The following is a 10,223-nucleotide window of genomic DNA, read 5'->3' as shown; positions in this document are numbered from 1 at the left end:
CAGGATGACCAAGGCGCTTGCGCTTTTCTTAATTCCAATGGGGTTAGTTAGGTATTACAAATACTTATTGCCTATAAAATTATTCAAATATACAATCCCCTTATTTTTTGGTAGTTTAGAAGTATCGAAAGAGGGGGAAAGGTAATGGATATTACCACTGTTATACTAATTTTTCTCGTTGGTTTGATCGCCGGTGGATACGGTACGATCGTTGGCGCCGGCGGGGGATTTATCTTTGTACCGGTTCTCATTCTTTTATTTCATATAAACCCTGCCATGGCTGCAGGGACAGGTATTGTCATTGTTTTCATTAACTCATTATCAGGAGTATTCGGTTACGCGAAACAGAAGCGAATTCATTACCGGATTGGACTCATCCTGGCTATTGGTGCGCTTCCGGGCTCTTTACTTGGAGTCGGGCTGCTTCGAATCTATTCATCTAGTTACTTTTTTGTGGTATTTGCCACTTTACTGGTTGTCTTGGGGATTTTCTTGTTTGCCAGCAACTCGCCTATCACGCTTCGGAAAAAGGAAAGCACTCCCGAAATTAGCAGGGAAGGGGCTCAAGCGGTAGAAAGTTCTGGAGGCGAAATTGCTGCAGCATTATCCCCAAGTGAACATTCACAGATTCGGATCATCTATTTGGTTCCACTTGGTTTGCTAATGGGGATCTTATCCAGTTATCTGGGAATTGGCGGGGGATGGATGCTTGTACCCATTCTTATTTACTTTTTTAAAATACCGACTCATTTGGCGACTGCAACGTCTATTTTTTCACTTACGCTCTATTCGTCTTTAGGCGTCATTTCCCAGATTTTTTATGGCAATATAGATTGGCCGGCAATTTTATGGGGAGGCATCGGCGTCATTTTAGGCTCACAAATGGGTGTATGGATCTCCCGAAAAATACCAAGTAAAGTCGTTATTCAACTGCTTTCTATTCTGTTAATCGTGATTGGTTTCCGGATGTATTTTAACTAGAAAACCACGAGTTGATCTCGTGGTTTTTCAATAGTGATGATTAATAAAATCAATAAACTGATGCAAACCGGTTTTTTGAAACCGGTAATTTTTTTGTACCATCCATAGGTTTCGGGATATTTTAAAATTTGCCACTTTTATTTCATGCAAAATGCCGTATTTTAATTCCTTTGTGACCGTTAGTTTCGGAAGAATGCTGACACCTAAACCTGCTTCAACCGCACTTTTGATCGATTGGTAACTTCCCAGTTCCATTGTACTTTTGATTTTTTCGAGAATATCGTGTTTTTCCAGTTCATTTTCAATAATTTGCCGTGTTCCGGAATCAGTCTCTCTCCAAATCATTTTTTCCTCTGGAAGTTCCTCAATTTGGATTTGACCTTTTTCTCTCCAGCGATGCTGGGATGATGTGACTAATATTAACTCATCATCGGCAAATTTCTTGATAATCAACTCTCCTTCTTCTACAGAACCTTCAACAAAAGCAATGTCGATGTCATTATTTTCTAACATCGATAAAATATGAGGGGTATTTCCAATCGATAAGTTGAGTTTTAAAGTAGGATAATGTTTGCTGAAATCTCCGAGTATACCAGGCAATAAATATTCCCCAATCGTTAAGCTGGCACCGACATGGAGTACGACTTCCAGTTTCGCTGTTTCTTCCTGCACCGCCTCGACGGATCTCTTAAAGTATGTTACTATTTCTTTGGCATAAGGATAAAGTATTTTTCCTGTTTTAGAAGGGGTTAATTTGCCGGCCGTTCGATCGAATAATACAGCTTTGTACTGTTCTTCTAATTGGCGAATTTGTCTTGTTACAGCCGGCTGTGAGACGAAGCTTAGGCGGGCTGCCTCGCTAATGCTTCCTTTCTCAACAACCAGACAAAACATTTTTAAACTTTCAATGTTCATGATAGATCCCACCTTCATTCCGCAGCCCATCTTACGGATACTTTGATGGTAACATATAAAAAACAAAATTCAAGGAATCGTTCTGTATGTAAAAATCTAATAAAAATTTTATTAATAAATTAATGAACATTTAATGTTTATTGTCGATCAGTGTCATATAATATTTTTATCCATGAAATTATATAGTAAGAGTGGTGAAAAAGTGAATTCTAAAACGCAATCAAATTTTCTTAATAGATTAGATGGGTTTATCCTATTAATTTTATTGGCATTTTGTATTTTTAGTATAGTATTTGTTTATAGCAGTCAGAAAATAGGCGGGTTTGGATCACAAAATTTTGCTCTAAAACAGGGGATAAATTATATCATTGGCTTTGTTATTTTATTCCTTATTGCTAAATTAGATTTAGACCAACTAGAAAGATTGGCATGGCCACTTTATATTATTTCTTTTATCTCTATTATTGTTCTGAAATATTCACCCACTAGCATTGCTCCTATCATTTTAGGAGCGAAAAGATGGTTTAGTATTCCAGTGCTTGGGTCCATACAGCCATCGGAATATTTTAAGATTGCTTTAATCATTCTAGTAGCAAAGTTTATAACGAAACATAACAGTATTCATACCGTAAAAACGATGAAGACTGATTTGATGCTGATAGGTAAGGTTATGCTGGTTACTTTGCCTCCTTCGGTCATCGTATATATTCAGCCGGATACTGGTATGGTTTTCCTTTATTTTGTTGCGGTTGTCAGTATGCTGTATCTATCGGGAATCCAGAAACGAATGGTAGCCATTTTTGTTATCATTCCCCTTGTTATTATTGGAGTGCTGGTGTATCTCTATTATTATCAGCCAGATGTGATTTATAAACAATTGATCCCAATGCTTTCCCCCCATCAGCAACAGCGGATCATCGGATGGTTAAATCCGGATGGGAATAGCAATGAAGCGTATCAAACTCAAAGGTCGCTTTTGGCCGTAGGTAGCGGTGGAACTTTGGGGAAGGGAATCTTAAAAGGAAATGTTTATGTTCCTGAAAAATATACAGATTTTATTTTTTCAACAGTGGCAGAGGAAACTGGATTTTTCGGAGCTTCATTTGTGATTATTTTATTCTTTATGCTAATTTACAGGATTATTGGAACAGGTCATGAATCTGAGACAGGCTTTGGTGCTTATATATGTACAGGTATTGCCTTTAGCATGGCCGTGCAGATTTTCCAAAATATCGGGATGGTTGTCGGCCTAATGCCTGTTAAAGGAATATCGCTTCCTTTTTTAACATATGGAGGGAGCTCGCTGTTTTCCAATATGATTTCAATGGGAATTATTTTATCGATAAGGAAAACGTTTGGATTATATATGTTTAAAAATAAAAAAGTTCATCAAGAAGTCATATAATCCATTCCCAAAAAAGAAGGGGGGCACGCGTGTGCTCCCCTTTTGGGTTGGTAACCCTTTTTAATGTTGTATATTCGGATTCGGGTTCATTCCCGTGTTCATATTCATGTTTTGCGGAGTGCCTTGGGCAGGTGCAAAAGCATTCAGCATTTGGTTCATATCTTGCTGAGATAGCTGTGGTACTTGATAGTAATGCTTTTTATTTTGATAAATGGACAGCTCATAAGCCATTTCAATACAGTTTGATACAGAGTCAGCCAGCACGCGGCGTACAACCGGATTAGTGGTTTCAAGCGCAGCCATTGTTTTATGGGATGCGCTGGCTTTGCAGGATGCCAGCATACAGCTGGAAATGAATTCATCGGAAATTTCCGACAAAGACTGCCAAGGTTTTTTCGGCTGGGTAGGTTTTAATCCATAGACAAAATCATTGCCTTGGGTCATTTTGTAACTTTGAGTTGGCTGGGAAGGATCTTGTCCTGATTGAAAACACTCCACGGTTGTATTATACTCATTCTGCATAAATTGATATTGGCGATCAAGGATATTCAGTAATTCCGGATCTTTTACATGCTGACGTAACATAAGATATTGATTCATTGTACCAATCGTACCTGATAGTACTTCATGAAGGTCAAATACTTCGTGACCGCCGTGATTTAATTGCTGTGGTACTGCACCTGTATGCATATTTGGATGCATTTGCTGCCCTTGCTGATTTTGCATCATTACCATCTCCTCCTTATTGATCTTGGTCACAGCCATATTTATTATTTATCAATAAAAAAGAGTTATTCATGGGAATAATAAAACTGCTTAGAAATTTAACCATCAGAAAAATTCTCTTGCTACAGGAGTCATAAAGCGTTTTAATTGTCTAGCTTCGGCTGTAATGAAACATTTTGATCAAACGAAATTTGATTTTTTCTCCGAGCTCCGGACATTATGAACCATATTAAAACATCTATAAATTAACTCCACCAATTCCCTGTCATTAATTTGGAATTTCATTCATTTTTTTCTTTACCTTCTAATTTTTTTATTATAGACTAAGGAAAGATTAGTAGTAAGTCGATTTTGTTCTACTAAACTTTGTTGAAAAATGTTTTTTTGAAAATTTATAGAAACACATTGCCTAGAATATCGTCTATATTAGAAAGAAGAAAAAGATAAAGAGGGAATGAAAAGATGGGGAATATGAATCGGGGTTGGACCAAGGGTACGGTGATTATTGCCGTAGTGGTTGTATGTTTGACTGCAGCTGTTTTTGTAACGAACCATTTCTGGAAAGCAGCTAGCGGTAAAGCCGGCCAGCCAAAAGTTGCACTTGCTGCTGAAAAGAAAGAAGACGCAGTCTTAAAAGATAAAAAAGATACAAAGCATGATCAACAAATGTTACTAAAGCAGCCGCAAAATCAACCCGGACAACCGGCGGGTCAGCCTGCAAACGGGGGAAAAGTCGTTTATTTAACATTTGATGATGGACCTGAGGCCTTTTCCGGCGATATTATTAACTTATTAGAAAAGTATCATTTTAAGGCAACTTTTTTTATGCTTGCCCCTAATATTGAGAAATATCCGCAGTCTGCCAAATTAATGGCTCAATATGGCGAGGGCCTTGGCCTGCATGGTGTTACACATGATGTACACAAATTTTATGCTTCCGCCAATTCCGTGGTCGGCGAAATGTCCCAGGATCAAAAGACATTACAACAGGTAACAGGTGTTCAAACATTCTTAATCAGAACACCGTATGGCAGTGTTCCATATATGACTCCGGAATATCGTAAAGCTGTCGATGAGCATGGATTTTTAATGTGGGATTGGAATATTGACAGTAAGGACTGGCAATATAAAGATGGCCGTTATGTCACAAATGTTATTGACCAGCTTTCCAAAATGGCGAATCACAATGGGCCGATTGTCATTCTTATGCATGAACAAAAAACAACACTTGCCCACTTGCCACAGCTGCTGGATTATTTAGCAAAACAGGGCTATCAATGCCCGCCTCTTGATGCGGCAATACCGGCTTATCATTTTTCATATCATAAATAAACTTAAGGAAGCAATCGGTCTTTTCCGGTTGCTTTTAGTTTAAAAGGCATACCGTGTTTTTATAATTATGCTAATAACATTTGAATAAATAATGGGGATCGAAAGTAGCTTATGATCAATAAAATTTTGCAAAGTACCGGGTTCAAAAGAATTTTAATCTTTGTTTTGGTAGGGATTGTTCTATATTTGATGAGGGACATGATCAATCTGATTTTACTGACGTTTATTTTTACATTTTTAATGGATCGTTTAGTTCAATTTATCGAAAGAAAAATTCCTTTAAATCGTAAACTCATTGTAGTCGTGTCTTATGCCTGTATTGTCGGGCTGCTCTCCTATGCACTGGTCATGTATCTGCCAATAATCGTCAGTGAAATTACCGCATTAATCAAGCAGCTTACTGCTTTTTATACAGCGAAGCAAGATAATGTCATGTTGAATTATGTTGTGGAAAAAATTGAAAAAATTCAAATTTCCAATTATTTAGAACAGGGTTTTACCTTCCTATTAAAGTATTTTAAAGATATCAGCAATGTTAGTTTGCAGCTGTTGTTAGCGATTTTGTTAAGTCTGTTTTTCCTGTTAGAAAAACCTCGTTTGATTGACTTTACGAGGAAATTTCGGACGAGCAAAATCTCATCCATTTATGTGGAGATTGAATTTTTTGCCCGAAAATTTGCCGATACATTTGGCAAGGTGATTGAAGCACAATTAATTATTGCCTTGGTAAACTGTATATTAACCACGATTTCTTTATGGATTCTTCATTTCCCACAGTTAGGCGGCTTGTCAATTATGATTTTCCTTTTGGGGCTCATTCCTGTTGCTGGAGTGATCATATCACTAGTCCCGCTTGTTGTAATTGGCTATAGTATTGGCGGTATTATGACAGTTATTTATGTAGTGATTGCCATTGTCATTGTCCACGGAATCGAAACATATATCCTGAATCCAAATTTAATGAGTTCGAAAACGAATTTGCCTGTATTCTATACATTCATTGTTTTAATCTTTTCCGAGCACTTTTTTGGGATTTGGGGGCTGATTGTCGGAATTCCGGTATTTGTGTTTATTCTCGATGTTTTAGAAGTGACCAATAGTAGAGCTGATTAACAAAAAGCCCATAACTGGGCTTTTTTATTTGAATAAAATGGCTCTGCAAACGGAAAGCTATTCTTATCGTATGTTAGGAGGCACTTAACATGGCCGAGCGAAACATTATGTTATCCAGTTCAGAAATCGGGAGTTTATGGGGTGTCTATTTGCAAGAAAGCATGACGGTTTGCTTGCTTACTTATTTTTTGCATTATAATGAAGATGAAGAGGCAACAGCACACCTGCAGCGTGCCTACGATTTATCTACAGGACATCTTCAACAAATCGCAACGATTTTAAACAATGAAGAAATTCCTTTACCAGAAGGTTTTTCAGAGAATGATCTTAATTTAAATGCACCAAAATTGTTTTACGATCTGTTTGCTGTTACTTTTGTATATTCAATGAGCCGCTTGTCCATGATCAATACAAGTTTTATACTCTCTAATGTAGCTCGAAAGGACGTAGTGGATTTATTTGCTTCGATACTTCAGAACAATATTGCGTTATATCAGAACTCAACGGCTTTAATGCTTTCCAAAGGCATCTATGACAGGCCGCCAATCATCCCTTATCCGAAAGAAGTGGAGTATATTGAAAAAGATTCATACTTAAGCGGATTTGGAAAAAAACGCCCGTTAAATGCGGTTGAAATTACAGAAATCTTTTTTAATACGGAACGGAATTATTTCTCTGTCATATTGTGTATGGGTTTGCTTCAAGTCGTAAAGGATAAAGAAATTCATCAATTTATCGAGGAAGGAAAGAAAATTTCAGAAAAGCAGCTTAGGACATTTACCGATTTATTGAAACGGGAGGAACTTTTAGGAAATATTCCGCTTAATGTTGAGGTAACCGATGCGACCGATTTGCCGTTTTCTGAACGGCTGGTTGTTACGCTTTTTCATTCATTAAATAGTATTGATATCACATTACTTGGTCATGCACTGTCCTTGTCGCTTAGAACAGACCTTGTGCTTCAGTATGAGAAATATATGGCCGAGATTTTACTTTACAGTGCGAAAGGATTTAAAATTTTGGTCGAACGAGGCTGGGCGCAAAAGCCGCCGCAAGCTCCTGATCGACGGAAATTGCAGAAATTACAGTAAAAAAGGTTCGGTTCTCTTTTAAAATGTAAAAAAATAGAAAACGGTTAAACAACTTGATCGCCGAAGGAATAAGCGGAGAAATTCCGTCTAATGTAAATGTTGAGGCTTAATAAGCAGATATAAGCGGAGATATTCCGATTAATACCTGTAAATAAGGCAAAATTCAACAATTTGAAAAATATAAGCGGAAAAACTTCCTTTAATTTGAGGGAAATATAAGCATTTCCCAAATTAAACAGAATTTTTCCGTTTATTTCAGTGGACAATTGCGATTTACTGTAGTGCACCTTTAAAGAAAACCCGTTAGAAGAAAATGCCCGGCCTGAAACCGGGCATTTTCTTAAAAGATAAGAAAGTATAAATTTTGACTTCGAAAATTGTCTAGTGCAAGCGGCCTAGCCCCTCGTTATGTGCTCCTGTGCCATAGCTTATTCGAGGAGGTTTATGTTCAGCTCGTCGCATGTCTTGCTCCTGCGCCATAGCTTCTTCGAAGAGGCTTATGTTCAGCTCGTCGCATGCCTACAAGAAGGATTATCCGGAGAAGCAGGCAGGCTGACCAAGGCGCCCCGCGCTTTTCTTATTTCCACCAATCATCAAACATTGTAACTGGCATTTGGCGTTTATGTTCCGTAGCCAGGTAACGCTTTTCAATTTTTTCTGCAGTTTCTGGTGAAACTGGCTTTCCTTCCAAATAGTCATCTAGTTCATCGTATGTAATTCCAAGTTCTGTTTCATCAGCTTGTCCTGGCTTTTGGTCGAGAAGGTCGGCTGTAGGTAACTTTAGATAAAGGCGTTCGTCTGCTCCCAATTCTTTCAATAATGCTTTTCCTTGACGCTTCGTTAAACCTGATAATGGAAGAATATCGGCACCGCCGTCCCCATACTTCGTATAAAATCCAGTTACAGCTTCCGCAGCATGATCCGTTCCAATCACAAGGAGCCCTTCCATGCCGCCAATGGCATACTGGGCAATCATTCTCATTCTCGCCTTTACATTTCCTTTTTGATAATCACTCAAGACTTGCCCCTTGACACTGGCATTATACTCGTTTTGCACCTCATCCACTGCCGCTTTAATGTTAAAAATCACTTCGCGGTCAGCCCGGATAAATGACAGTGAACGTTTTGCGTCCTCTTCATCATGCTGCACGCCATATGGTAGGCGGACTGCTATAAATAAAGCATCCGTTCCTTCCTTGCGCAATTCTTCTACGGCAAGCTGTGCCAGTCTCCCGGCAAGCGTAGAGTCTTGTCCGCCGCTGATTCCCAGTACAAATCCTTTTGCCTTTGTTTTCAGCAAATAATTTTTTAAAAAGTCGATCCGCTTGCGAATCTCTTCCTTCGGATCAATCGACGGTTTCACATGTAAATCTTGTATAATCTGCTGTTGTACATTCATTTTTCGTACCCCCTAAGTGATTTTTATATATGTAATCTACCATAATTTCCTTTTATTTGCCCGGATTCGAACTGCCAGCCGCTATTTGGTGAAGGGCGTTTGCGAGTTTATGAATGTCTATCTTTCGATCACGGACATTTAGCAAGATGGCAATGACGGTTTGATCCTGATAACAGGCATGAACCGATTCCCACCCGCTAAGGACACCCCTTGAGTAAAAGTGATCCCCTTTATTGTAAACTCCTAATCCATAGGAAGATTTAGGACCGGGTGTCAGCATTTTCTTTATACTTTGCTTGGATATCAACTTTCCTGCCATTAAAGCTTGATCAAATAAACATACATCCATAGCTGTGGAGTAAAGATCACCACAGCCAAACAACAAGGAGACATTTAATGGCTTTGCCGGAAGCAGCTGGTTCCCAGACCTGATATATCCGGCTGAATGATAGGATACCGGATTTTTAATCGTCATAAAGCCAGAATGGTTCATCTTGGCCTTATCAAAAATATTTTGTTGAATATAGTCATGTAGCGGCATTTTCGCTACTTTTTCTACAATAAACCCGAGGATCGTATAGTTGATATCATTGTAATCCCACTTGGTGCCTGCTGGGAATTTGATTTCATCTTCCGTAATTTTCTTCATAATTTCTGCCGGCTTTGGATTCTGCTTCAAAATAAATGGTGCTTTCACCCCGGAGGTGTGATTTAACAAATGGACTAATTTAATTTTTTTTTCGTTAGGAAAATCAGGAATATAACGGGAAACAGGATCATCAAGTGAAAGTGTCCCCTTTTCCTCTAGCTGCAATATACAAACAGCCATGATTGACTTTGTAATGGAAGCAATCGGAAAGGTCGTATCCGCTTGATTTAAGGATCGCTTGTTAAAATTGGCAAACCCGATTCCATCATTAAACAGAATGTTTCCATTTTTGATCACTGCAATACTGCCGTTAATGTGATTGGCCTGCAAATAGTCTCTGATCTTAGACTGGACTGTCGAGTGATCTCTTTTTAACGAATCTGCTGAAACATTTTGCTTTATTTCTGAATGTTGGATTTGGCAGCCTGCCGTGCCGATGGCTAAAGTAATGGCCATTAGTGAAGCTGAAAAGACTTTTATAGACAAGTTATTCCCATCTTTCCATTTTTATCTATGAATAGTATGGATAAAAAGAGTTCTAATTATTTGTGGATTTTGCTGTTTATTGTTTGGATGGGAAACAAAAAATATGGTGTAATAATTGGGTAGTGT

The 10,223-nt window shown here is 38.3% G+C and carries 9 protein-coding genes; 5 read left to right on the top strand and 4 right to left on the bottom strand.

Translation table 11 applies throughout. From position 1 onward, the window contains the following. The first annotated feature begins 144 nt into the window (after window positions 1-144). Window positions 145-981, top strand: coding sequence for a sulfite exporter TauE/SafE family protein (locus tag BFU02S_RS12380; protein WP_066371073.1), 837 nt, complete (start codon window positions 145-147; stop codon window positions 979-981). A gap of 27 nt (window positions 982-1,008) precedes the next feature. On the opposite strand, the gene BFU02S_RS12375 is transcribed toward BFU02S_RS12380, so the two are convergent. Next, on the bottom strand, window positions 1,009-1,896 hold the full coding sequence (locus tag BFU02S_RS12375; RefSeq protein ID WP_066371071.1) for a LysR family transcriptional regulator: 888 nt from the start codon (window positions 1,894-1,896) through the stop codon (window positions 1,009-1,011). 202 nt (window positions 1,897-2,098) lie between these two features. Between BFU02S_RS12375 and BFU02S_RS12370 the strand changes: the two genes are divergently transcribed. Then, window positions 2,099-3,301 carry an FtsW/RodA/SpoVE family cell cycle protein gene (locus BFU02S_RS12370; protein ID WP_235842050.1) on the top strand — a complete coding sequence of 401 codons (1,203 nt, stop codon included), beginning with the start codon at window positions 2,099-2,101 and terminating at the stop codon, window positions 3,299-3,301. 60 nt (window positions 3,302-3,361) lie between these two features. Here the strand turns inward: BFU02S_RS12370 and BFU02S_RS12365 are convergent, their stop codons facing one another. Beyond that, window positions 3,362-4,027 (bottom strand): spore coat protein, encoded by a 666-nt coding sequence (locus tag BFU02S_RS12365; RefSeq protein WP_066371075.1) that lies wholly within the window; start codon window positions 4,025-4,027, stop codon window positions 3,362-3,364. A 462-nt stretch (window positions 4,028-4,489) separates the two neighbouring features. Here BFU02S_RS12365 and BFU02S_RS12360 point away from each other — a divergent pair, with 462 nt between their 5' ends. From BFU02S_RS12360 to BFU02S_RS12350, 3 genes are all read left to right on the top strand, one after another. After that, complete coding sequence (locus BFU02S_RS12360; protein WP_066371070.1) at window positions 4,490-5,359, top strand: polysaccharide deacetylase family protein; 870 nt, start codon at window positions 4,490-4,492, stop codon at window positions 5,357-5,359. A gap of 111 nt (window positions 5,360-5,470) precedes the next feature. Beyond that, window positions 5,471-6,472, top strand: coding sequence for an AI-2E family transporter (locus BFU02S_RS12355; protein WP_066371067.1), 1,002 nt, complete (start codon window positions 5,471-5,473; stop codon window positions 6,470-6,472). Between the two features lie 89 nt (window positions 6,473-6,561). Beyond that, window positions 6,562-7,563 carry a DUF3231 family protein gene (locus BFU02S_RS12350; RefSeq protein ID WP_066371065.1) on the top strand — a complete coding sequence of 334 codons (1,002 nt, stop codon included), beginning with the start codon at window positions 6,562-6,564 and terminating at the stop codon, window positions 7,561-7,563. 577 nt (window positions 7,564-8,140) lie between these two features. On the opposite strand, the gene nadE is transcribed toward BFU02S_RS12350, so the two are convergent. Continuing rightward, window positions 8,141-8,962 carry an NAD(+) synthase gene (gene nadE / locus BFU02S_RS12340; protein ID WP_066371060.1) on the bottom strand — a complete coding sequence of 274 codons (822 nt, stop codon included), beginning with the start codon at window positions 8,960-8,962 and terminating at the stop codon, window positions 8,141-8,143. Between the two features lie 52 nt (window positions 8,963-9,014). After that, complete coding sequence (locus BFU02S_RS12335; RefSeq protein WP_066371058.1) at window positions 9,015-10,097, bottom strand: serine hydrolase domain-containing protein; 1,083 nt, start codon at window positions 10,095-10,097, stop codon at window positions 9,015-9,017. Between the last annotated feature and the right edge of the window lie 126 nt (window positions 10,098-10,223).

The organism is Neobacillus fumarioli NBRC 102428, from assembly GCF_001591485.1.
GTDB lineage: Bacteria > Bacillota > Bacilli > Bacillales > Cytobacillaceae > Neobacillus > Neobacillus fumarioli.
This window is presented reverse-complemented; position numbering and strand designations above follow the sequence as displayed.